Genomic DNA, 21,918 nt, shown 5'->3' with positions numbered 1-21,918 from the left:
GGCGCTCAATCGCCGGACGTCTGTCCCCGGCCCGGCACCTCGGACGCCCTCACGGCCTCGGCCTCGGCCTTCGCGTCGCTCACTACGGCGGCGGCCTGCTTCGCGACCTCGTCGGCAGCCGCGGCAGCGTCGAGCGAGAGCGGCGAGCCCGCCTCCAGCTCCGGGGCCCCGTCTTCGTCCGCCGTGCCCTCGGCATCGGTGGCGGTTGACTCCTCCGGTCGCGCGGATGTGGGAAGACCCGTCGTCGAATGATCGCCGAAGGCGTGGGTGACGGCGCGAACCGCCTCGGTCAGCTCGCCCGGGATCACCCAGAACGTGTTGTTGTCGCTCTTCGCCAGGTGCGGAAGCGTCTCCAGGTACTTGTACGCAAGGATCTTCGGGTCGGCATTGTTGCGATGAACGGCCTGGAAAACCCGCTCCACCGCCTTCGCCTCACCGTCCGCACGCAGGATCATGGCCTGCTGCGTGCCCTGGGCTTCCAGGATGTCCTTCTGCTTCGTACCTTCCGCCGTGAGGATCTTGGCCTGCCGCTCCCCTTCGGCGTGCAGGATGGCCGCGCGCTTGTCCCGCTCGGCCCGCATCTGCTTCTCCATCGCCTCCTTGATCGTGGCCGGCGGATCGATGGCCTTGATCTCGACGCGGTTGACCCGGATGCCCCACTTGCCGGTGGCGTCGTCGAGGACGGCCCGGAGCCGGGCGTTGATCTCCTCACGGGAGGTGAGCGTCTCCTCCAGGTCCATGGAGCCGATGACGTTCCGCAGCGTCGTCACGGTGAGCTGATCGATCGCATGCAGGTAGTCGGCGACCTCGTAGGCTGCCGCCCTCGGGTCGGTGATCTGGTAGTAGAGCACCGTGTCGATGTTCACCACGAGGTTGTCCTCGGTGATCACCGGCTTGGGAGCGGACGAATACACCTGCTCACGCACGTCGAGTTTGGTGTTGACCCGGTCCGCCACCGGCACCACGAAGTTCAGGCCGGGTTGCAGCGTCCGCCGGTACCGGCCGAACCGCTCGATGTTGTAGCGGCGCGCCTGCGGGACGATCCGCACCGTGGCGGCCACGAGGAAGACGACGACGATCGCCGCCACGAGAATCGGGATGACAAACGGATCCACAATTCCTCCGTCGGGGACGTGTTCAGCCGTTCACGGCAGGAGTTCGCGGGGGTAGACGACAGCCGTCGCGCCTTCGATCTCCATGACATCCACCAGCGCTCCCACCGGGATCACCAGGCTTTCGTCGAGAGCGCGAGCGGACCATTCCTCACCGGAGATCCTGACCAGACCGCGGCTCGCGGTGACCTCCTGCATGACCTCGGCCCGCTTGCCGATCAGCGCATCGCTGCCCTCACGGGAGAGGGGCGCCTGGGCCATCTGCCGCAGCGCGACAGGACGCACGACGAGGAGACCCGCTGCCGCCGCCACCCCGAACGCCACGAGCTGTCCGAGAAGGCCGACGCCCACACCGGCGACTACGGCGGCGACCAGGGCGGCACCCGCCAGCAGCCCGAAGACCAGCGTCAGGGTGAGGAACTCCGCGACACCGAGCGCCGCGGCGGCGAGCAGCCATACGAGCCACGGCATCGAATCAGCCTCCCTCTGGGGAACCCTATCCATCACTTACCCACCCGAAACCCGTACAGAAACTGCCGAACCAGCGCGATCTGTGATCACGTCGCCCCGATGCCGACCGGAGGTCACCCTCGTCGCCGGTGGTCAGGCCACGGGGCAACCGTGCCGAGCCCCGGAGGCGGTGGCGAAGCCAGTGAGCAGCCGCTCCACGTCCTCACCGCCGACGCTGCCACGCACCCCCTTCTCGGCGTCCGGCCTCGGGAACTCCTCGAACTTGAAGTACGCGGTCCCCAGGCCGCCCCCGCAGTCGTGCGACCGCATGACGGCGCCCTTCACGCTGCCGGGGTAGCGGCGGTCCAGGTACATCTCCTGCTGGGCGGAGGGCCCGTAGTACGCGGTCAGCCGGACGTGGTGGCCCTTGGTCGGCAGCTTCACGGAGCACTCCTCGGTGAGTGCGCGTCCGGCCGGTTTCTCCGACCCCGTCGTGAGCCCCAGCCGGGCCGCGTCCCGCGAGCTGACGACGCCGCGGCAGGTTCCCTCCGCCCGGGCGACGGGGCGCGACTGCCATCCGGTGCGGTCGACGGAGGAGGGGCGTTGGCCGAGAGCACCCTCGCAGCCGAAGCGCTCCGCCGCGCGGCGGGCCGACTCGGTGGTGAACCGGGCCACTTGAAGCACCTGGGCGTCGGTGAGTTCCTCGGTGTCCTGGCGCGCGTGGGCCAGGACGAGGAGGCCCTTGCCCGGCAGCGGGGCACAGTCGACGAGGACGGCGGCTTCGGGCCGGTCCCTGACGGCGAAGGAGCCGTTCCAGCCGAATCCGATCGGCGTCGCCGAGGCGTTCTCCGCAGCACCGCTGGCGCGGTGGGCCGCTGCGGGGCGGATGCTCAGGCTGAGCTGCACGCCACTGGATTTCCGGCCGCGGGCCCATGCCGCGCAGTGTTCGGTCTCGTGGCCCACCCATTCCCCGGTGTCGCCGTCGAATTCCAGGTCGGCTCCGCCGAAGAACGTCCCGGCCTCCTCGACCGCCAGCGCGCCCCGGCAGGTGTCGGCGGGGACCTCGTCCGAGTCGTCACTCCGCAGGCCGAGGCCCCAGATCAACCCGCCGGCCGTGAGCGCCAGGACGAGCGCTCCCCCGCCCGCCTTGGCCCGTCGTCCGATCACTTCTCTCCCCCTGTCACGGTGCCGTGGTGGTCGTGCGCGCGGCGGGCGCGGCGCAGCGGTGGGCAGCGGCGGAGCGCTCGGCGAAGACGTCCGGTACGGAGCGTGTACGCCTGGTCGGCACGCCCCCGGCGACGACGGACGCGGGCGTCCCGCCGACGACTGCGTAGAGGCGCCATGTGCGCCCCCGTATGCCGGGCATTCGCGCCCTTCCCCCGCTGATCCGGTCGAGGACGCTATCAGGCCCCTGAGTGATTTCCGGGACCGCCTGTGGGGCCAGGGTGCGTGTGGGAAGTCGATCAAGCGGCTCTACCCTGATACCCGCATCGGTGCCGGACGGCGCAGTACGGCGACGCGTGCTTCCTCTCAGGTTGTCGACCGTCGAAAGGCTGGGTCTCAGGTGCTGGTCGCGGACCGATATCGGCTCCACATGTGCGTCGGCCGTGGCGGCATGGGCGAGGTGTGGCAGGCCACCGACGAGGTGCTCGGGCGGTCGGTCGCGGTCAAGTTGATGCTGGGGCACGAGACCGATCCCTCCGCGGCCGAGCGGTTCCGGCTGGAGGCGCAGACCGCCGCGCGGCTGAGTCATCCGCATGTCGTCGGGGTCTTCGACTTCGGTACGTGGGACGGAAAGCTGTACCTCGTCATGGAGTTGGTCGAGGGGTCGAGCCTCGCCTCCGAGCCCGGGGGGCCTCCCCTGGTGCTGCCGGCGGAGCGGGTGGCCGTCGTGGCCGCCCATGCCGCCGCCGGGCTCGCCGCCGCGCACCGGGAGGGCGTGGTGCACCGGGACATCAAGCCCGGGAACCTGCTGGTCGACGGGGACGGGACCGTCAAGCTCGCGGACTTCGGGATCGCCCGGTTCGTCGACGACCCCTCCGCCGCGCTCACGACCACGGGCCAGATCGTCGGCACCGGCCTCTACCTCGCCCCCGAACGGGCCCTCGGCCGGACCGCGTCGCCCGCGTCCGACGTGTACTCGCTCGGCTGTGTGCTGTACCAACTGCTCACCGGACGGCCGCCGTTCCAGGGCGACACCGCCACCGCCCTGCTGTACCAGCACATCGACACGCCGCCCGCGCCGCCCCGACAGCTCGGGGTGGGGCTGCCCGCCGCGTTCGAGGCGTACCTGCTCACGCTGCTGGCGAAGGAACCGGAGCAGAGACCTCCGGCCCAGGCGATCTCGGACTGGTTCACCTCGGGCGCGTGGCGCGAGCATCCGCAGCCCCCGCACCGGCCCGTACCGCACGCGGCGCCCCCGTCCCGGCCCCAGCCGAGGGCGCAGCCCCGATCGCAGCAGCCGCGGTCCCAGCCACGCTCCTCCCGGCCTGAGCCCGGGTCCCGGGCCGCCGCGCCGCCCCGGCGGCAGGCGCGCCGTGGCGAGAGCGGCCTCGCGGCCCTCTCCCGGCGGCGCCCCAGGAAGACCGCCGCCGTCGCCGGCGGCATAGCCTTCGTCGTCTTCCTGCTGATCGGCATGGCCTGGCTGTCGTGAGCCGGCCGGGCCGCGCGGGCTCCACGGGACGCGCCGTGACCCGAACGGGGTCCGCCGACTGGCCCTGCGTCTCCCGGTCCGGTCCCCTGGTGACATGCACCCCCTTCGGACAGTCGCCGAGGCGGCGGCCACCGTTCCCCCCGAGGTCGTCTCCGACTCCGGCCCGTCCGTGCTGGCCCTGGGCCTCGGCGCCGCCGCCGTCGTGGGCGCCGTGATCACCGCCGTCGTCCGCAGCCGGCTGTCGAAGACACTCGGCGGGGCGCCCGGACGGGCAACCCGGGCAGGGTCGGCATCGGACGGTTCCGGAGGCTGACCACCGACTCGACAGACCGTCGGAGTCGCCACGTCGGTACGGGAGTTGTCGGCCGTGGTCACGTCGTCGACGCGCGGGGCCGCCGCCACGTTCTCTCAGGGCAGGCGGAGCGGTTCAAGGAGCGGCAGAGCGCCCTCGTCCTGCGGGACGACGAGGAGGACGGCGCCCCTCCGCACCGCTCGACAGTGGATCTGGCGGGCGGGCGTGCGGTGATCCGGATCGACGGGGTCCGCGGCCGACAGCGCCCGGAGTTATCCACAGGCTGCGGACGAGGCGAACGGATTGTCGGCGGATCGGAGCATGATGGGGGCCATGACCGAGAGCAACGAGTTCACCGACACCTCCGACGTCCCCGCCTGGGAGCAGCGGTTCAGGGCCGCGCGCGTGTCCCTTCCCGAGTGGGCCGAGGAGGCGCCCGACCGTTCGCTTTTCGTGTCCAACGCGACGGGGACGTACGAGCTGTACGCCTGGGACCGCGAGACCGGCGCGCAGCGACAGGTCACGGACCGGCCGAACGGGACGACGGACGGCACGCTGTCGCCGGACGGCCGGTGGATCTGGTGGTTCTCGGACAAGGACGGGGACGAGTTCGGGGTGTGGATGCGCCAGCCCTTCGGGGGCGGCGCGGACGAGCCCGCCGTGCCCGGGCTCGCCCCCTCGTATCCGGCGGGGCTCGCGATCGGCCGGGAGGGCACGGTGGTCGTCGGCCGCTCGACGGACGAGGAGGGTTCGACGATCCATCTCGTGCGGGACGGGGCGGCGCCCGTCGAGATCTACCGGCACCGGGAGTCGGCCGGGGTGGGGGACCTCTCCCACGACGGCTCGCTGATCGCGATCGAGCACACGGAGCACGGCGACGCCATGCACTCGGCCCTGCGGGTCCTGCGCGCCGAGGACTCCTCCCTGGTGGCCGAGCTGGACGACTCCAAGGGCGGCACGGAGGAGCTGGGCCTCGCGGTCCTCGGCTTCGCGCCGGTGGACGGGGACACCCGGCTGCTCGTCGGGCACCAGCGGCGGGGCCGCTGGGAGCCGCTGCTGTGGGACGTGGCGACGGGCCGGGAGACCGATCTCCGGCTGGAGCTGCCGGGCGACGTCTCGGCGGAGTGGTACGCGGACGGCACCGGCCTGCTGATCGTGCACAGCTTCGAGGCGCGCAGCGAGCTGTGGCGGTACGACATCGCGACGGGCGCGCTGGTACGGGTCGAGACCCCTGCCGGGTCGGTGTCCGAGGCCACGACCCGCCCCGACGGCAGCGTGGAGTTCCTGTGGTCCTCCGCCGCCGAGCCGCCGCAGGTGCGCTCGACGGACGGTGGGGTCGTCCTCGACCCGCCCGGCCTGCGGGCGCCCGGGTCGGTGCCGGTGGAGGACGTCTGGGTGGAAGGCCCCGGCGGCCGTATCCACGCCCTGGTCCAGCGGCCGGCGGAGAGCGAGGGCCCGTTCCCGACGATCTTCGAGGTGCACGGCGGGCCGGCCTGGCACGACAGCGATGCCTTCGCCTCGGGCCCGGCGGCCTGGCTGGACCACGGCTACGCGGTGGTCCGGGTCAACTACCGGGGTTCGACCGGGTACGGCCGGGAGTGGACGGACGCGCTCAAGCACCGGGTCGGTCTGATCGAGCTGGAGGACGTCGCCGCGGTCCGCGAGTGGGCGGTCGCCTCGGGGCTCGCCGACCCGGCCAGGCTGGTGCTGTCCGGGGGGTCGTGGGGCGGCTATCTGACGCTGCTCGGGCTCGGCACGCAGCCCGACGCCTGGTCGGTCGGGCTCGCCGCCGTCCCGGTCGCGGACTACGTGACGGCGTACGAGGACGAGATGGAGGCCCTGAAGGCGCTGGACCGGACGCTCTTCGGCGGCTCTCCGGAAGAGGTGCCGGACCGTTTCGAGGCCTCGTCCCCGCTGACGTACGTCGACCGGGTCACGGCGCCGGTGTACATCTCGGCGGGCGTCAACGACCCGCGCTGCCCGATCCGCCAGATCGACAACTACGTGGACCGGCTGGGCGCCCGGGGCGCGGTCCACGAGGTGTACCGGTACGACGCGGGGCACGGCTCGCTGGTGGTGGAGGAGCGGATCAAGCAGGTCCGTCTGGAGCTCGACTTCGCCGCGCGTCACCTGGGGACCCGGCCGGTCGCGGAGTGAGGCGGCTGCGTACCGTGGAGGGGTGTACCGGTTCCTGAAAACGCCCCGCTGGTGGGGGATCAACGTCTTCGTCCTGTTGGCGATCCCGTTCTGCCTCTTCATGGGGACCTGGCAGATGGGCAAGTTCGAGGACCGCGTCGACTCCCACCGGGAGGCGGAGCAGGCCCCGGATCCGGGCACGCTGAAGACCGAGCCGCTGAGCGCGCTGCTGCCGGTGGACAAGGAGACATCGGGCCGGCACGCGGAGGCGAGCGGGCGGTACGGGGAGCAGTTCCTGGTGCCGGACCGTGAGCTGGAGGGCCGTGCGGGCGCGTACGTCCTGACCCTGTTGAAGACGGACGAGGGCACGTCGCTTCCGGTCGTACGGGGCTGGATGCCGGCCGGTGCGGAGGCACCGGCCCCGCCGTCGGGCCGGGTCACCGTGGTGGGCGCCCTCCAGGCGTCCGAGAACACGGGGACGAAGGGCGTCCACGCGGCGGGCGGCCTCCCGGAGGGCCAGCTCGGCATGATCAGCGCGGGGTCGCTGGTCAACCTGGTCCCCGACGAGGTCTACGACGCGTGGATCACGCTCACGGACTCCCCCGACGGGCTGACCCCGGTCCCGGCGGCGGCCGCGGCGGGCACGTCGCTCGACCTGAAGGCGTTCCAGAACCTCGGCTACACGGCGGAGTGGTTCGTCTTCGCGGGCTTCGTCGTCTTCATGTGGTTCCGCCTCCTGCGCCGCGAGGCGGAGACCCACCGCGACGCGGCCCTGGGCCTGTAGACGCCTGAGCGCCCCGGGCCGCGGGAGTCACGGGCCCGGGGCCGCAGGTCACGGGCCCCGGCCCCCGGGCCACAGGCCACAGGCCCCCGCGCCACAGGTCACAGGTCACGCGCCCCCGGCCCCCGGGCCACGGGCAGCCCACCCGCGCCCCCGGAGGGGCGCTACGACGCGTCCAGCACGCCCGTGCGGTAGATGGTGCCCGCGCACGCGTTGGGGATCGTCGTGGCCGCCTGGGGGCCGCCGGGCTCGGCCGTGTGGCTGATCGCGACGCTGCCGTCGGCGGGCGTCCCGTCCAGGCGGAACTGAGGGGCCGTGCCGTCGACGGCGTCACCGCTGCCGGTCGAGCCCGAGGCTCCCGACGCCGCGCCGTCGCCGTCCTTCGTCGGACTCGGAGTCGGGTCCACGCTCGGGCTCGGCTCGGGGTCCGGGGTCGGCTCGGGGTCCGGGGGCGTGTCCGTGGTCGGGCACGTCTCCGCCGGGACCCAGGCGAACTTCACCTCGTACGCCTTTTCCGGCTTCAGGAGCAGCGTGGACGACTCCTGCGAGGGGTCGGGCAGGCCGCTCGCCGCGTCCCCGGGGGTGTGCTCCACGACCGAGATCCTGGCCGGGTTCGCCGCCCCGAGGGCCTGGAAGCCGACGCTGCCGTCGCCGCTCACCACGCACTCCTCGCCGGAGACGTTGGCCACGCGGAAGGTGCCGTAGACCGTCCCCTCGGCGTCCGGTCCGCCCGCCTGCACCGAGCTGACGGCCAGCTGCGCGGCGTCGCACACCGGCGAGGCCCCGGACGGGGACTTCGAGCCGCCGCCCGCGCTCTCGTTCGTGGAGTCCTCGGAGACCCCGCCCTCGGCTCCCTGGCTCGGAGGGGTGGTGCCGGTCGGCGTGCCGCCGTTCCCCCCGGTCTCGACACCGGTCTCGGAGCCCGTACCGCCCTGCGCCTGCTCGCCGTGACCGGCGTTGACGGCCTGGTCGGCGGTGATGCCGCCGGAGTTGGCGACGTGCACGAAGGCGGGGACGGCGGTTCCGAGCAGCACGGCGGCCGCGGCGAAGCCGACGACGGCCTGACGCTTGCGGGTGCGCCGTGCGGGTACGGCACGGCGCAGGTGGTCGAGGGCTCCGTCGGTGGGCTCGAGGTCGGCCACCGCGCCGTGGAGCAGCCTGCGCAGCGTCAGTTCGTCGCCGCCGAAGAGGTCGTCGCGGCCGTCGGCCCGCTCGTTGTCCGGCCCGTCGTTCACAATCCCGTGTCCCATGTCGTCGCGGTCGCCGTCGGGCAGCCCACTCGGCCTCGTACCGCCCGGCCTCGTGTCGTCGGTGCTCATGCCGTCGCCTCCATAGCGACGCGCAGCGCCGCGATGCCACGTGAGCCGTACGCCTTCACCGAACCCAGGGATATGCCGAGCGTCTCGGCCACCTGGGCCTCCGTCATGTCCGCGAAGTACCGCAGGACCAGCACCTCACGCTGACGCCGCTGCAGCCCGCGCATCGCCTTGATGAGTGCGTCCCGCTCCAGCTGGTCGTACGCGCCCTCCTCCGCGCTCGCCATGTCCGGCATCGGCTTCGACAGCAGCTTGAGGCCGAGGATGCGGCGGCGCAGCGCGGAGCGGGAGAGGTTGACGACGGTCTGGCGCAGGTAGGCCAGCGTCTTCTCCGGGTCCCGCACCCGTTTGCGCGCGGAGTGGACACGGATGAACGCCTCCTGGACCACGTCCTCGCAGGAGGCCGTGTCGTCGAGGAGCAGCGCGGCGAGACCGAGCAGCGAGCGGTAGTGCGCTCGGTAGGTCTCGGTCAGATGGTCGACGGAGGTGCCCGCGGACACGACGCCGTCAGCGCTCTCGCGTGGCGAGGGGATGCCTGACACGCCGGTCGTACGGGTCCCTGCGGGCATGGGGGCGATCACCGGCATGCCGCCGGCCGGACGCGGGCGCCTGAGCGGGCGCACCACGGAGCCCGCGGTGCCGCGTGCGGGAACGGTGAGCGTCCCTCGCGCGGGGACCGCTGTCGTGCCGCGGAGCGGGACGACGGCTGCGATGTCGAGTACCTCTGCCACGCCTGTTGGACACGCGTCCCCCCGTCAGGGTTGTACGAGTACGCCACCGTTTTTGACGGTGCACCAATAACCCTCATGCGTACCCGTTCTTCCCCAATGCCCCGTTTTCACAGCACGTTCTCCGACACACCACATGGGTGCGCCCAGAGACGCATCACACCCAACTACCGGTTGCGGTAAGGGGTGAAGAGCATCGTCGAACATGTCGTCATCCCAGTTCAAGGGGCACCTGACGCCGATTTGCTCACAGGTCGTCCACAGATCCTACAAAGCTGAACGATCAGTCGTCGTCGATTTCCGGACGCTCGGGGCGAATGATCGACTCCGCGATCTGTACGGCGTTCAGCGCCGCGCCCTTGCGGAGGTTGTCGCCGCAGACGAAGAACTCGAGCGCCCGCTCGTCGTCCATCGACCTGCGCACACGCCCGACCCAGACGGGATCCGTGCCCACGACGTCGGCGGGCGTGGGGAAGTCGCCCGCGGCCGGATCGTCGTAGAGCACCACTCCGGGCGAGGTCGCCAGGATCTCGTGCGCCCGCCCGACGCTCACCGGCCGCTCGAAACGCGCGTGTACGGAGACCGAGTGCCCGGTCACCACCGGGACGCGCACACAGGTGGCCGCGACACGCAGCCCGGGAAGGCCGAGGATCTTGCGGGTCTCCTCGCGCAGCCGCACCTCCTCGGAGGACCAGCCGTCCTCCCGCAGCTCCCCCGACCAGGGCAGCACGTTGAGCGCGACCGGCCCGGGAAAGGGTCCGGTGTCGTCGCCGACGGCCCGCCGTACGTCACCGGGGTGCGTGCCCAGCTCGGTCCCGGCCACCATCGACAACTGCTCGCGCAGGGCTGCGACACCCGCCTGCCCGCCCCCGCTCGCGGCCTGCTGGGCGGTCACCACCAGCTCACCGACCCCGAACTCGGCGTGCAGCGCGCCCACGGCGACGATCAACGCCAGCGTGGAGCAGCCGGGGCTCGCGACGATGCCCCGGGGCCGCACCCGTACGGCGTGCGGATTGATCTCGGGGACCACGAGCGGCACGTCCGGATCGGCCCGGAACGCCGCGGAGCTGTCCACGACCACCGCGCCCTTGGCCGCGGCGATGGGCGCCCAGCGCGCCGCGATGTCCTCGGGCACCAGGAAGAGGGCGAGGTCGACGCCCTCCAGTGCCTCCTCGCTCAGGGCGAGGACCTCGGTCTCCTCACCGCGCACGGCCAGCTTGCCGCCGGCCGAGCGCGACGAGGCGACGAGTCGGATCTCGCCCCAGACGTCCGCGTGCTGCGAGAGCATCTGGAGCATGACCGCACCGACGGCTCCGGTCGCACCGACGACCGCGAGCGTCGGCTTGGGGGTCATCGTCCGGTGCCTCCGTAGACGACCGCCTCGTCGGAGTCGCTGTCGAGACCGAACGCGGTGTGCACGGCGCGCACGGCCTCGCTGACGTCGTCGGCGCGGGTGACGACCGAGATGCGGATCTCGGAGGTCGAGATCAGCTCGATGTTCACACCGGCGTCGGAGAGCGCCCGGAAGAAGTCGGCGGTGACTCCGGGGTTCGTCTTCATACCGGCGCCGACCAGGGAGATCTTGCCGATCTGGTCGTCGTAGCGGAGCGAGTCGAAGCCGATCGCGCCCTTCGCCTTCTCCAGGGCGTCGATGGCCCTGCGGCCCTCGGCCTTGGGAAGCGTGAAGGAGATGTCCGTCAGCCCCGTGGAGGCCGCGGACACGTTCTGCACGATCATGTCGATGTTGATCTCGGCGTCCGCGACGGCCCGGAAGATGGCCGCGGCCTCGCCCGGCTTGTCCGGCACGCCGACGACGGTGATCTTCGCCTCGGACGTGTCGTGGGCGACGCCCGAGATGATGGCCTGCTCCACCTTGCGGTCCCCTTGCGGCTCGTTGCTGACCCAGGTGCCCTGCAGCCCCGAGAAGGACGAGCGGACGTGGATCGGGATGTTGTAACGGCGTGCGTACTCGACGCACCGGTGCAGCAGCACCTTGGAGCCGGAGGCGGCGAGCTCCAGCATGTCCTCGAAGGAGATCCAGTCGATCTTCTTCGCCTTCTTCACCACACGCGGGTCGGCCGTGAAGACGCCGTCGACGTCGGTGTAGATCTCACACACCTCGGCATCGAGCGCGGCGGCGAGGGCGACGGCGGTCGTGTCCGAGCCGCCCCGGCCGAGCGTGGTGATGTCCTTCTTGTCCTGGGACACTCCCTGGAAGCCGGCGACGATGGCGATGTTGCCCTCGTCGAGGGCGGTACGGATCCGGCCCGGCGTGACATCGATGATGCGCGCTTTGTTGTGGACCGAGTCGGTGATGACACCGGCCTGGCTGCCCGTGAACGACTGGGCCTCGTGGCCCAGGTTTTTGATCGCCATGGCCAGCAGGGCCATGGAGATCCGCTCTCCGGCGGTCAGCAGCATGTCGAACTCACGCCCGGCAGGGATCGGGGATACCTGCTCGGCGAGATCGATCAACTCGTCCGTCGTGTCGCCCATCGCGGAAACCACGACGACCACCTGGTGGCCGTTCTTCTTGGCGTCCACGATCCGCTTGGCGACCCGCTTGATGCCCTCGGCATCGGCAACGGAGGAGCCTCCGTACTTCTGCACGACAAGGCCCACGTGCGCTCCTCGGTCAGTCTCAGCCGCAGTCATTACTGCGGTCGGCTCAGTTTAACGAGCGGCCCGGAATCGCCGACCGTATATCGCATCCTGAGATGTCCCGCTCAGTCAGTGATCACGCCCTGGGCGAACCGGACCGCCCGGTGGGTCTGCCTGCCCGGGAGAGCCGGGGGTACGCAGCGGCGGGCCGAGATGTGCGCGGGCTCACACCCCGCCGACCGGCCGCCGCACGCTCGCCTGCCGTGATGCCTCGTCGCGGCGCCCTGCCGTGGCGCCTGTCGAGACGTCCCGCTGGCGCCCCGCCGGGACGCCCCGCCGAGACACCTCGCTGGCGCCCTGCCGGGACGCCCCGCCGAGACGCCTCGCTGGCGCCCTGCCGTGGCGCCCTGCCGGGACGCCCCGCCGTGGCGCGGAGCTACTTCTTCAGCGTGTCCAGACCCAGCGGGCCCGCGATCTCCTCCGCCATGACGCGCCCCGCCTCCTCGGCGAGGTCGTCCTCGGTCAGGTCCTCGTCCGTGTCGAGGCCGTCCAGGGCCGCGAGGGGCTGGTCGAGCCGGACGTGGGCGACGAGGGACTGCAGCGCCCGCAGGGTCGCCGAGGCGGTCGGGCCCCAGTTGGAGAAGTACGAGAACTGCCACCACCACAGGGCCTCGCTCGTGCGCCCCGCCCGGTAGTGGGCCAGTCCGTGCCGCAGGTCGGTGACGATGTCGGCGAGGTTGTCGGAGATCCGGGCCGGTACGGGCGCCTTGCGCGGCTCGTACGGGTCGAAGACCTCGGAGAAGACGTCCACCGGGTCGAGCATCGTCGCGAACCGCTCGCGCAGGTCGTCCACGTCCGGCTCCGGACCCGTGTCGGTCTCGTACCGCTCGTCCGGGAGGATGTCCTCGTGCGCGCCCAGACGGCCGCCGGCGAGCAGCAGCTGGGAGATCTCGAGAAGCAGGAAGGGCACCGCGCTGTCGGGCTCGTCGCCCTTGGCCACTTCCGTGGTCGCCACGATGAAGGACTCGATCGAGTCGGCGATCTGGACCGCGAAGTCGTCCGGGTCCTGCGTGATCGCGTGCAGTGTGGCGTCAGACATCGCGGGTGCCTCCTTCGGGCGCGGGCGCGCAGACCCTGTCGTCATACATCTAGCAGTCGCCGCCCCTCGAAGGCACGCCCGAGCGTGACCTCGTCGGCGTACTCCAGATCGCCGCCGACCGGCAGGCCGCTCGCCAGACGCGTCACCTTGAGACCCATGGGCTTGATCATCCGCGCCAGATACGTCGCGGTGGCCTCGCCCTCCAGGTTCGGGTCGGTCGCCAGGATCAGCTCGGTGACCGTCCCGTCCGCGAGCCGCGCGAGCAGTTCACGGATGCGCAGGTCGTCCGGGCCGACGCCCTCGATCGGGCTGATCGCGCCGCCGAGGACGTGGTAGCGACCGCGGAACTCACGCGTCCGCTCGATCGCCACGACGTCCTTCGGCTCCTCGACCACGCAGATGACCGACATGTCCCGCCGCGGGTCACGGCAGATGTTGCACTGCTCCTGCTGCGCCACGTTGCCGCAGACCGCGCAGAACCTGACCTTCTCCTTGACCTCCAGGAGCGCGTGCGCGAGACGGCGTACGTCGGTCGGCTCGGCCTGGAGGATGTGGAAGGCGATCCGCTGGGCGCTCTTGGGACCGACGCCGGGCAGCCTGCCCAGTTCGTCGATGAGGTCCTGAACCACGCCTTCGTACAACGCGAGCGCCCTTCTCAGAAGTGCTTGTCTCTTACGGTAGTGGCTGCGGGGGCGCCTTAGAAGCCCGAGCGCCCCGGAAGCCCGGGCACCTCGGCGGCCCAGGCGGCCCAGGCAGGTGCCTCAGCGGCCCACACGGCCCGGGCAAATGCCTCAGAAGCCCAGGCCCGGCATGCCGCCCAGGCCCTGCGTCAGCGGGCCCAGCTTGTCCTGCTGGAGCTGCTGGGCGTTGTCGTTGGCGGCCTTGACCGCGGCCACGACGAGGTCGGCCAGCGTCTCGGTGTCCTCCGGGTCGACCGCCTTGGGGTCGATCACCAGACCGCGGAGCTCGCCGGAGCCGGTCACGGTCGCCGTCACCAGTCCGCCGCCCGCCTGGCCCTCGACCTCGGTCGCGGCGAGCTCCTCCTGAGCGCGCGCGAGATCCTGCTGCATCTTCTGGGCCTGCTGGAGCAGCTGCTGCATGTTGGGCTGGCCACCACCGGGAATCACGGTCACTCCTGGCATTTCGACGGTATACGGATGACATCCGGACGACTGATGTGACGACTGACGTTCGGTACGGCCGAGCCTACGTGGTCCGTGCCCGGCCTGCCGCCACAACTCTTTCGAGTGAGAAACTGCGGGCTCCTCTACCTGATCAAGACCCTCTTGCGGGCGGAAATCCCGGGATTCCGGACCCACAGCCCACCATTCGGCGGTAGGAAGGGCAGGCACCACGTGCACCGCACGTCACAGAAGGACACGAGCGCTGAGCTGAACAGAGGAGTGCCCCGGTGAGCCAGCAGCCGGAGATGCAGCCGCCGGAGATGCAGCCGCCTCAGCCGCAGCCCGGGAAACCGGGACGACCGGGAGAGCCCGGGCGGCCGGCCGCGCGTCGCGATCTGACCGGGACACCGTTCCCGCTCGGCGACTGGGGCGAGCCCGCGGAGCGTCTGGACGAGCTGTACCGCTGGGTCGAGTCGCACGCGCTGAGCACGGCGGAGTGGTACCTGTCCGACCGGGTCTGGAAGCGCCGCAGCGCCAGGGCGCTGCGGCTCGGTACGGCGCTGGGCGTGGTCGTCGGCGCCGCGCTGCCGCTGCTCGATCTGACGGGCGCGGCGGACGGTGCGGCGGGCTGGGGGTACCTGTCCCTGCTGCTCGGCGCGGCGTGCCTGGCGGGCGACCGGTACTTCGGGCTGACGTCGGGCTGGATGCGGGACGTGGCGACGGCACAGGCGGTGCAGCGCAGGCTGCAGACCCTGCAGTTCGACTGGGCGTCGGAGAGCGTACGGGAGGTCCTCGGGCCCACCGAGGGGACCGCGAGCGAGGCCGCCGAGCGATGCCTGGGGGTGCTGCGCAAGTTCTCGGAGGACGTGACGGAGCTCGTACGCGCGGAGACGGCGGACTGGATGGTCGAGTTCCGCTCCGGCCCCACGCCGCTGGCCCTGCAGTCGGTGGGGGCGGGCGGGTCCCGGCCCGAGGGCGGGCACCCGTCGGCCCGTTTCCCCCTTCCGCCGGGCACCCGCCCCAACATGCCGAGGCAGCGGCCACCCGAGCCGCGCTGACGGGCCGTACGTCCGTAGCCCGTGCGGTACGTGAGAAGGGCGCCCCCGGAGCGGGGCGCCCTTCTCACGTACCGCACGTCGTCGGCCGACGTCAGCTCAGGATGATCATCGAGCCCTGGCCGAGGCTCCGGGTCGCCGCCGCGTGCAGCCCGAGCCACACATGGCGCTCGCGTGCGAACGGACTGTCGTCGTACGCGACCGGTCCGGCCGGTTCCTCCAGCGAGGTGGGCCGTTCCGGCGGCAGCGGCGCGGCGGGCGGGTTGGCCGGGTCGATCCCGATCGCGGGGGCGACGAACTCCAGCTCCCGCAGCAGCCCGTGGGAGGACCCCAGCGGGCCGCCGCCTTCCAGGAGTTCGTCGTTGGAGAGCGGAGCAGGGAAGTCCACGGGGATGTACGCACCGGCGTGGTCGTAGTGCCAGACGAGATGGGACTGCTGTGCCGTGGCCTCGAACATCTCCAGGAGCTGCTCGTAGTCCCCGCCGAGCGCGTCGACCGGCTCGACGGGCAGGCCGCACAGGTGCAGCAGATAGGCGCGGCGCAGGAAGTGCAGGGCGTCGTAGTCGAACCCGGCGACGGGCGCGACATCGCCGGACAGCCCCGGCATGTAGGCGTACACGGGGACGGTGGGCAGACCGGACGAGGTCAGGGCCTTGTCGTAGGCGGCGATCTCTTCGGCGAAGGGATTGTCGGGGCTGTGGCACAGCACGTCGACAAGAGGGACCAGCCACAGGTCACAGGCCAAGGGAGGCTCGCTCTCCGTCAGTTGCAGGGACGGCCAGGGTAGTCGGCGCGGTCCGCACCGCACACCCGGTGGTGACCTGCCCGTCGACGCACCGCGCGACACCCGCGCGACACCTGCGTCGTCGCCCGGTCCCGCCGGTCCTCCGCCTGCTTGTTCCTACCGGCCGTCCGCCCGGCCTCCCGCCGGCCCTCCGCCGGGTTTGCCACCGGTGTCCCGCCGGGTTTGGCACCGGCCTTCCCCCTGGTTTGCTCCAACCGGTCTTCCGCCCGGCCTACCGCCGGCCCTCCGCCGGGTTTGCCACCGGTCTCCCACCGGTCTCCCACCGGTCTCCCACCAGCCTCCCACCGGCCCCCACCGGCCTCCCGCCGGTCAGCGGGACTGGCGCTCCACGCGGTCCGCCCACTCCAACGACTGCTGGTTGTAGACCCGTACGACCGCGACCGCCGCGTCCGCGTCGCCGAGGGTCAGCGCATCGACAAGCTCCACGTGGCCGCTCCACAGCCAGCCGAGGAGATCCCGGTCGGAACGCAGGTACGGCACGGAGAAGACCCACGCCTGGACCCGCAGGCGGTGCAGGAAGTCGGCGATGTAGTCGTTGGCGGAGACCAGCCGGGCCAGTTCGCGCCAGTAGCGGATGTCGTACCCGATGAGGATGTCGAGGTCACCGGCGCGGGCCGCGCGCACCGCCGCCTCGCCCCGGCGCCGTACGGAGACGAGCGCGACCCCGCGCGACACGTCGGGCCCGGGCGCGTGCACGGCCGGGTCGTGGCGGCGGAAGATGCCGTCCACGACGAGCATGCGGGCCTCGACCATCCCGCGGTAGTCGTCGATCGTGAACTGGTGCACGCGGAAGCCGCGGTGCTGGTCGGAGTCGAGGAGCCCCTGCGCGGAGAGGTCCACGAGGGCTTCGCGCACCGGCGTGGCGGAGACGCCGTACTGCTCGGCGATCTGCTTGACGGTGAATTCCTCACCCGGCTGCAAACGCCCGGCGAGCACTTCGTCACGGAGCGCGTCCGCGATCTGCCGCCGCAGGGTGTTGCGGGTGACAGCTCCGCTCGCGGGCATGGTTCGGCCCCCTCCGTCCGGCTCTGGGACACCCTAGACCAGACGAAGGGTCCGACTCCGTGACGCTTCTAACGCCGCCCGCGCGTGCGCTGCGCGGGCGGACCGCTTCCGCGGGTGCCTCCTACGCGGTGTGCTCGTCGGCCACCGAGAGCGCCGCGTCGAGGGCGCTGAGGCCCTCCTTGGCCTCCGCCTCGGAGACGTTGCAGGCGGGCACGGCGTGGGTGCGGTTCATGTTGATGAAGGGCCACAGGCCGTGCTTCTTGGCCGCCGCGCCGAAGGCCGCCATGGGGGCGTTGGCCTCGCCCGCCGCGTTGTACGGGACGAGCGGCTCGCGCGTCTCCTTGTTCCTGACGAGGTCGAGCGCCCAGAACGTACCCATGCCGCGGACCTCACCGACCGAGGGGTGACGCTCGGCGAGTTCGCGCAGGCCGGGGCCGAGGACGGTCTCGCCGATGCGGGCGGAGTGCTCGACGACCTTCTCGTCCTCCATCACCTGGATGGTGGCGACGGCGGCGGCGCAGGCGAGCGGGTGACCGGAGTAGGTCAGTCCGCCCGGGTACGGCCGCTTGTCGAAGGTCGCGGCGATCCTCTCGCTGATGGCGACACCGCCGAGCGGCACGTAACCGGAGTTCACGCCCTTGGCGAAGGTCATCAGGTCGGGCACGACGTCGAAGTGCTCGGCGGCGAACCACTTGCCGGTGCGGCCGAATCCCGCCATGACCTCGTCGAGGACGAAGACGATGCCGTACTTGTCGCAGATCTCACGGACTCCGGCGAGGTAGCCGGGCGGCGGGGTCATGATGCCGGCGGTGCCGGGGACGGTCTCCAGGATGATCGCGGCGATGGTGGCCGGACCCTCGAAGGCGATGGTGTCCTCGAGGTGGGCGAGGGCGCGCTCGCACTCCTGCTCCTCGGTCGTCGCGTAGAACGGCGAGCGGTAGAGGAACGGAGCCCAGAAGCGCACGACGCCCGCGGAGCCCGTGTCGGAGGCCCAGCGGCGCGGGTCGCCGGTCAGGTTGATCGCGGTGGAGGTGGCGCCGTGGTACGAGCGGAAGGCGGAGAGCACCTTGTGACGGCCGGTGTGCAGCCGGGCCATCCGTACGGCGTTCTCGACGGCCTCCGCGCCGCCGTTGGTGAAGAAGATCTTGTCCAGGTCGCCGGGGGTGCGCTCGGCGATGAGGCGTGCGGCCTCGGAGCGTACGTCGATGGCGAAGGCGGGCGCGAAGGTGGTGAGCTTCGCGGCCTGTTCCTGGATGGCGGCGACCACGCGCGGGTGCTGGTAGCCGATGTTGGTGTAGACGAGGCCGCTGGTGAAGTCGAGGTAGCGGTTGCCGTCGTAGTCCCAGAAGTACGAACCCTCGGCGCCGGCGACGGCGAGCGGGTCGATCAGGCCCTGGGCGGACCAGGAGTGGAACACGTGCGCGCGGTCAGCGGCCTTCACGGCCGCGCCGGCCTGGGGGTCGGGTTCGACATGAGGGGTCATGGCTCCAGGGTAAGGACGCGCAGGTCGGAGCGGCCATGACCATCTTGTCCACCGAGACCGACACGGACCAGACAGGTTGCCGTCCCCGTCCCGTACACCCGTATACGCCCGCACGCCCGGATACGCCCGCACACCCGCACGCCCGCACGCCCGGACTCCCCGGACTCCCGTATACGCCCGGACTCCCCGGACTCCCCGGCTCGCGGTCCGTGCGGCGCGCCCACGCCCCCCTTCCATAGTTGACAGCATTCTGTCGATCTGACAGTCTTCTGTCATACAAGGACCGGCACCGACATCACGCTGGAGGCCCCGAAATGCCCCGCACCGTCCACCTCGCCGTCTACGACACCCTCGCCGACTGGGAGACCGGTCACGCCACCGCCTGGCTCGCCCGCTCCGGCTTCACGGTCATGACCGTCGGCCCCGTCGCCGAGAAGCCCGTCACCACCATCGGCGGGACCCGGATCCTCCCCGACCTCTCCCTCGCAGACCTCAGGCCCGAGGACAGCGCGCTCCTGGTGCTCCCGGGCGCCGACCTCTGGGACACGAGCGACGACCTCGCCCCCTTCGCCGCCGCTGCCCGCCGCCTCCTCGACGGCGGCGTGCCCGTCGCCGCCATCTGCGGCGCCACGGCGGGGCTCGCCCGCGAAGGTCTCCTCGACGACCGCGCCCACACGAGCGCCATCTCGTACTACCTGGCGGCCACCGGCTACCAGGGCGGCGACCAGTACGTCGACGCCGACGCTGTCACGGACAAGGGCGTCGACGGCGTCGGCGACCTCATCACCGCCGGGCCGACCGAACCGGTCGCCTTCGCCCGCGAGGTGCTCGGCACCATGGGCGCCTTCGACGGCACCAGGCTGGACGCCTGGTACCGCCTCTTCCACGACTCGGACGCGGCGGCGTACGAGCTGCTCAACGCGGAGGAAGAGCCGTCGTGAGCCGGGAGCAGCAGGACGCCCTCACCCGCACCGCGCTCGGCGTCTTCCGGCTCAACGGCCAGTTCCTCGCCGTCTCGGAGGAACTGGCCCGCCCCGTGGGCCTCACCGCCGCCTGGTGGCAGGTCCTCGGAGCCGCACTCCGCGCCCCGCAACCCGTCGCGGGCATCGCCCGCACCATGGGCATCACCCGTCAGAGCGTCCAGCGGATCGCGGACCTCCTGGTCGAGCGGGGTCTCGCCGTGTACGAGCCCAATCCGGCCCACCGGCGCGCCAAGCTCCTCACGCCGACCGCCGAGGGCCTCGCGGCCGTCGAGCGGCTCGCCCCCGGCCACGCGGACCTCGCGGCCCGGCTCGCGGACGCCCTCGGCGGCCAGGCCGAGTTCGACGAGACCGCACGGGTCCTGGAGCGGCTCTCCCGCGCGCTGGAGGAGGTCAGCGGGAGCGACCCGGCTCCTCCGGTCGGTACATGGCCCCCTGTGCGTACTCCGTCGCCCGAGTGAGGACGGGGTCCGTCACCTCGGTGACCGACGTGCCGCCCGTCGCGGCGGCCTGACGGTGCGTGGCCTCCGCGTCCTCCACGTACAGCCGGACGAACGCGGGCCCACAGTCGCCTGTGGAGCCCGCCGTCCGGGTCCTGACCCCCGCCCGGGGAAGCAGGAGGACTAGCAGTAAAGGTTCGCGCCCGTCGGCACGCCCAGGATCTGCGCGAACTGCTGGTACTTCGTCACCCGGCTCTGGACCTGTGCCGGGTTCTTGCCGTCGCACTCCAGCGCACCGTTGATCGAACGGATCGTCTGGCCGAAGCCGGCGCCGTTGACCATGGCGTTGTGGCCGGTCATCGTGCCAGGGCCGTTCTGGGTGTTCCAGTACCAGAGGCCGGTCTTCCAGGCGACGGCCGACTCGCGCTCGACGCGCCAGGGGTCGGCCAGGAGGTTGATGCCGAGGGCGCCACCGGCGGCCTTGTAGTTGAAGTTCCAGGAGAGCTGGATCGGGCCGCGGCCGTAGTACGCGGCCTGGCCGGCGGGGCAGCCGTAGGACTGGCTCCAGTCGCAGTAGTGCGGGTAGTTGGCGGTGTTCTGCTCCACGATGTGGACCAGGCCGCCGGTCTCGTGATGGACGTTGGCGAGGAAGGCGGCGGCCTCCTGCCTCTTCACCGTGTCACCGCCGGTGGTGGCGAAGGCGGGGTAGGCGCCGAGGGCCGCCGTGAGGCCGCTGTACGTGTAGAAGGAGTTCCGGCTCGGGAACATCTGATTGAACTGGGCCTCGGAGACGACGAATCCGGAGGTGGGCGGCGGGGTGGTGCCGCCCCCGCAGGCGCCCTCGTCGCGCCAGACGTCCGACGTGCCGGGCCGTTCGTTCTGGGTCCACCACTTGGCGTACCAGTTGTGGCCGTTGTACGAGGCGGTCATCCCGCCCGTGTAGACGCTGGAGGAGTTCCAGCCGCCCACGCAGGCGGGTGCGGCACCGGCCGTCGTGGCGGGGAGGAAGACGGCCAGTCCGACGGCCGTACAGAGTGCGGACACAAGAATCAGCAGACGTCGCAACATGCGCTCGCCCTTCGGTGGGGGAGAGCCCAGCGAAGCGTCCTTGGTCTGAACCTGTCAAGGTCTAGACCAACACTCGGGGCGGCGACCGGTCCACTGCGCGCCGGCGCCGTCCCCACCGGGCGGCGTGGGCCGCGAGCGTCGCTCAGCTTCGCAGCATGCGCTCCAACAGGCTGGTCAGCAGCTCCCGTTCGAGCGTCGTCAGGCCGTCCATCAGCTCGTCCTGCGCTTCGGTCAGCACCTCGTCGAGACGCTCCAGATGCCGACGGCCGTGCTCGGTCATGGTGATGACGTTGCGTCGGCGGTCGTCGGGGTCGGGAGTCCGCTCGACGTGGCCGCGCTCGGAGAGCTCGTTGATGACGGCGACGAGGTCGCTGCGGTAGATCCCGGTGCGGCGGCTCAGGCCGGCCTGGCTGGTCGAGCCGCCGTCGTCGAGCGCGGCGAGGACCGCGTAGTGCCACTTGCGGGCGTCCTGCTCCGCGAAGCTCGCGGCGACCAGGCGGTCCGCCCGCGCGGCGGCCATGTTCAGGAGGCGGCTGGGCAGGCCGCGGAGGCGGGCCGGGGTCTGCTGTTCGTCCATCTCGGCGCTTTCGGCACCCTCGGCCCTTTCGGCACCCTCGGCCCTTTCGGCGCCCTCGGCCCTTTCGGCACTTTCGGCGCCCGCGTCGTCCGTCGTCATGCGCGCAGATTACCCCTTGCGTTAGGGCGCCGAACGATATAGCTTCGTTAGTGTCGTAAACGTTAGCTCGATGAACGGAGCCGTGACGGTCGCTGCTGGGCGGCCGCCACGGCT

General features: G+C 71.7%; 23 protein-coding genes and 1 pseudogene. 8 read left to right on the top strand and 16 right to left on the bottom strand.

All coding sequences use genetic code 11. The annotated features are described in order from the left end of the window. Positions 1 to 5: 5 nt before the first annotated feature. The 4 genes from ACFUJR_RS04795 to ACFUJR_RS04780 form a co-directional block, all read right to left on the bottom strand. Entirely contained in the window at positions 6 to 1,115 is a 1,110-nt protein-coding gene (locus tag ACFUJR_RS04795; protein WP_383170159.1) for an SPFH domain-containing protein, read from the bottom strand. Between the two features lie 30 nt (positions 1,116 to 1,145). Then, complete coding sequence (locus tag ACFUJR_RS04790; RefSeq protein ID WP_383170157.1) at positions 1,146 to 1,583, bottom strand: NfeD family protein; 438 nt, start codon at positions 1,581 to 1,583, stop codon at positions 1,146 to 1,148. Positions 1,584 to 1,715: 132 nt separating this feature from the next. Then, positions 1,716 to 2,729, bottom strand: a complete 1,014-nt coding sequence (locus ACFUJR_RS04785; protein ID WP_383170155.1) for a hypothetical protein — start codon at positions 2,727 to 2,729, stop codon at positions 1,716 to 1,718. 13 nt (positions 2,730 to 2,742) lie between these two features. Continuing rightward, on the bottom strand, positions 2,743 to 2,928 hold the full coding sequence (locus ACFUJR_RS04780; RefSeq protein WP_383170153.1) for a hypothetical protein: 186 nt from the start codon (positions 2,926 to 2,928) through the stop codon (positions 2,743 to 2,745). Positions 2,929 to 3,126: 198 nt separating this feature from the next. On the opposite strand from ACFUJR_RS04780, the gene ACFUJR_RS04775 reads away from it, so the two are divergent. From ACFUJR_RS04775 to ACFUJR_RS04755, 5 genes and pseudogenes are all read left to right on the top strand, one after another. Continuing rightward, positions 3,127 to 4,215, top strand: coding sequence for a protein kinase (locus tag ACFUJR_RS04775; protein ID WP_383170151.1), 1,089 nt, complete (start codon positions 3,127 to 3,129; stop codon positions 4,213 to 4,215). A 94-nt stretch (positions 4,216 to 4,309) separates the two neighbouring features. Continuing rightward, positions 4,310 to 4,528 carry a hypothetical protein gene (locus ACFUJR_RS04770; RefSeq protein ID WP_383170150.1) on the top strand — a complete coding sequence of 73 codons (219 nt, stop codon included), beginning with the start codon at positions 4,310 to 4,312 and terminating at the stop codon, positions 4,526 to 4,528. Beyond that, positions 4,507 to 4,698 (top strand): annotated as a pseudogene (locus ACFUJR_RS04765) (hypothetical protein); the annotation flags it as partial. The gene ACFUJR_RS04770 and the pseudogene ACFUJR_RS04765, both read left to right, overlap by 22 nt. A 142-nt stretch (positions 4,699 to 4,840) precedes the next feature. After that, complete coding sequence (locus tag ACFUJR_RS04760; RefSeq protein ID WP_383170148.1) at positions 4,841 to 6,664, top strand: S9 family peptidase; 1,824 nt, start codon at positions 4,841 to 4,843, stop codon at positions 6,662 to 6,664. A 22-nt stretch (positions 6,665 to 6,686) separates the two neighbouring features. Next, positions 6,687 to 7,427, top strand: a complete 741-nt coding sequence (locus ACFUJR_RS04755) for an SURF1 family protein (RefSeq protein WP_383170147.1) — start codon at positions 6,687 to 6,689, stop codon at positions 7,425 to 7,427. 161 nt (positions 7,428 to 7,588) lie between these two features. Here ACFUJR_RS04755 and ACFUJR_RS04750 read toward each other — a convergent pair whose 3' ends face one another. The 7 genes from ACFUJR_RS04750 to ACFUJR_RS04720 all read right to left on the bottom strand — a co-directional run bounded on the left by ACFUJR_RS04750 (position 7,589) and on the right by ACFUJR_RS04720 (position 14,295). Beyond that, positions 7,589 to 8,743 (bottom strand): hypothetical protein, encoded by a 1,155-nt coding sequence (locus ACFUJR_RS04750; protein ID WP_383170145.1) that lies wholly within the window; start codon positions 8,741 to 8,743, stop codon positions 7,589 to 7,591. Then, complete coding sequence (locus ACFUJR_RS04745; protein ID WP_383170143.1) at positions 8,740 to 9,471, bottom strand: SigE family RNA polymerase sigma factor; 732 nt, start codon at positions 9,469 to 9,471, stop codon at positions 8,740 to 8,742. Before ACFUJR_RS04745 ends, ACFUJR_RS04750 begins: the two co-directional genes overlap by 4 nt. Before the next feature lie 280 nt (positions 9,472 to 9,751). Then, the gene (locus ACFUJR_RS04740; RefSeq protein ID WP_383170141.1) at positions 9,752 to 10,822 is read right to left on the bottom strand and encodes an aspartate-semialdehyde dehydrogenase; all 1,071 of its coding nucleotides are present in this window, start codon (positions 10,820 to 10,822) and stop codon (positions 9,752 to 9,754) included. Next, positions 10,819 to 12,090, bottom strand: a complete 1,272-nt coding sequence (locus tag ACFUJR_RS04735; protein ID WP_383170139.1) for an aspartate kinase — start codon at positions 12,088 to 12,090, stop codon at positions 10,819 to 10,821. Before ACFUJR_RS04735 ends, ACFUJR_RS04740 begins: the two co-directional genes overlap by 4 nt. A gap of 415 nt (positions 12,091 to 12,505) precedes the next feature. Next, positions 12,506 to 13,168: a DUF5063 domain-containing protein gene (locus ACFUJR_RS04730; protein ID WP_383170137.1), complete on the bottom strand. Its 663-nt coding sequence runs from the start codon at positions 13,166 to 13,168 to the stop codon at positions 12,506 to 12,508. Between the two features lie 41 nt (positions 13,169 to 13,209). Further along, on the bottom strand, positions 13,210 to 13,809 hold the full coding sequence (gene recR, locus ACFUJR_RS04725; protein WP_383170136.1) for a recombination mediator RecR: 600 nt from the start codon (positions 13,807 to 13,809) through the stop codon (positions 13,210 to 13,212). Between the two features lie 150 nt (positions 13,810 to 13,959). Then, complete coding sequence (locus ACFUJR_RS04720; RefSeq protein WP_352190427.1) at positions 13,960 to 14,295, bottom strand: YbaB/EbfC family nucleoid-associated protein; 336 nt, start codon at positions 14,293 to 14,295, stop codon at positions 13,960 to 13,962. 302 nt (positions 14,296 to 14,597) lie between these two features. Here ACFUJR_RS04720 and ACFUJR_RS04715 point away from each other — a divergent pair, with 302 nt between their 5' ends. Then, on the top strand, positions 14,598 to 15,350 hold the full coding sequence (locus ACFUJR_RS04715) for an SLATT domain-containing protein (RefSeq protein ID WP_383170199.1): 753 nt from the start codon (positions 14,598 to 14,600) through the stop codon (positions 15,348 to 15,350). A gap of 91 nt (positions 15,351 to 15,441) precedes the next feature. Here the strand turns inward: ACFUJR_RS04715 and ACFUJR_RS04710 are convergent, their stop codons facing one another. The 3 genes from ACFUJR_RS04710 to ACFUJR_RS04700 form a co-directional block, all read right to left on the bottom strand. After that, complete coding sequence (locus tag ACFUJR_RS04710; protein ID WP_383176397.1) at positions 15,442 to 16,092, bottom strand: hypothetical protein; 651 nt, start codon at positions 16,090 to 16,092, stop codon at positions 15,442 to 15,444. 369 nt (positions 16,093 to 16,461) lie between these two features. Beyond that, a complete protein-coding gene (locus ACFUJR_RS04705; protein WP_383176400.1) occupies positions 16,462 to 17,157 on the bottom strand; it encodes a GntR family transcriptional regulator in 696 nt (231 codons plus the stop codon). Positions 17,158 to 17,278: 121 nt separating this feature from the next. Beyond that, positions 17,279 to 18,640: an aspartate aminotransferase family protein gene (locus ACFUJR_RS04700; RefSeq protein ID WP_383176403.1), complete on the bottom strand. Its 1,362-nt coding sequence runs from the start codon at positions 18,638 to 18,640 to the stop codon at positions 17,279 to 17,281. Positions 18,641 to 18,954: 314 nt separating this feature from the next. On the opposite strand from ACFUJR_RS04700, the gene ACFUJR_RS04695 reads away from it, so the two are divergent. After that, positions 18,955 to 19,581, top strand: coding sequence for a DJ-1/PfpI family protein (locus ACFUJR_RS04695; RefSeq protein ID WP_383176406.1), 627 nt, complete (start codon positions 18,955 to 18,957; stop codon positions 19,579 to 19,581). Continuing rightward, positions 19,578 to 20,081, top strand: coding sequence for a MarR family winged helix-turn-helix transcriptional regulator (locus ACFUJR_RS04690; protein WP_383176409.1), 504 nt, complete (start codon positions 19,578 to 19,580; stop codon positions 20,079 to 20,081). Before ACFUJR_RS04695 ends, ACFUJR_RS04690 begins: the two co-directional genes overlap by 4 nt. A gap of 162 nt (positions 20,082 to 20,243) precedes the next feature. Here ACFUJR_RS04690 and ACFUJR_RS04685 read toward each other — a convergent pair whose 3' ends face one another. Both ACFUJR_RS04685 and ACFUJR_RS04680 read right to left on the bottom strand, forming a co-directional pair. Further along, positions 20,244 to 21,128, bottom strand: a complete 885-nt coding sequence (locus ACFUJR_RS04685) for a glycoside hydrolase family 19 protein (protein WP_383176412.1) — start codon at positions 21,126 to 21,128, stop codon at positions 20,244 to 20,246. Between the two features lie 142 nt (positions 21,129 to 21,270). Further along, positions 21,271 to 21,804, bottom strand: a complete 534-nt coding sequence (locus ACFUJR_RS04680) for a MarR family winged helix-turn-helix transcriptional regulator (protein WP_383450220.1) — start codon at positions 21,802 to 21,804, stop codon at positions 21,271 to 21,273. Between the last annotated feature and the right edge of the window lie 114 nt (positions 21,805 to 21,918).

It is taken from the genome of Streptomyces sp. NPDC057271 (assembly GCF_042668715.1).
Classification (GTDB): Bacteria; Actinomycetota; Actinomycetes; order Streptomycetales; family Streptomycetaceae; genus Streptomyces.
Note: the sequence above shows the minus strand (reverse complement) of the source record. Positions and strands in the feature narration are given on the sequence as shown.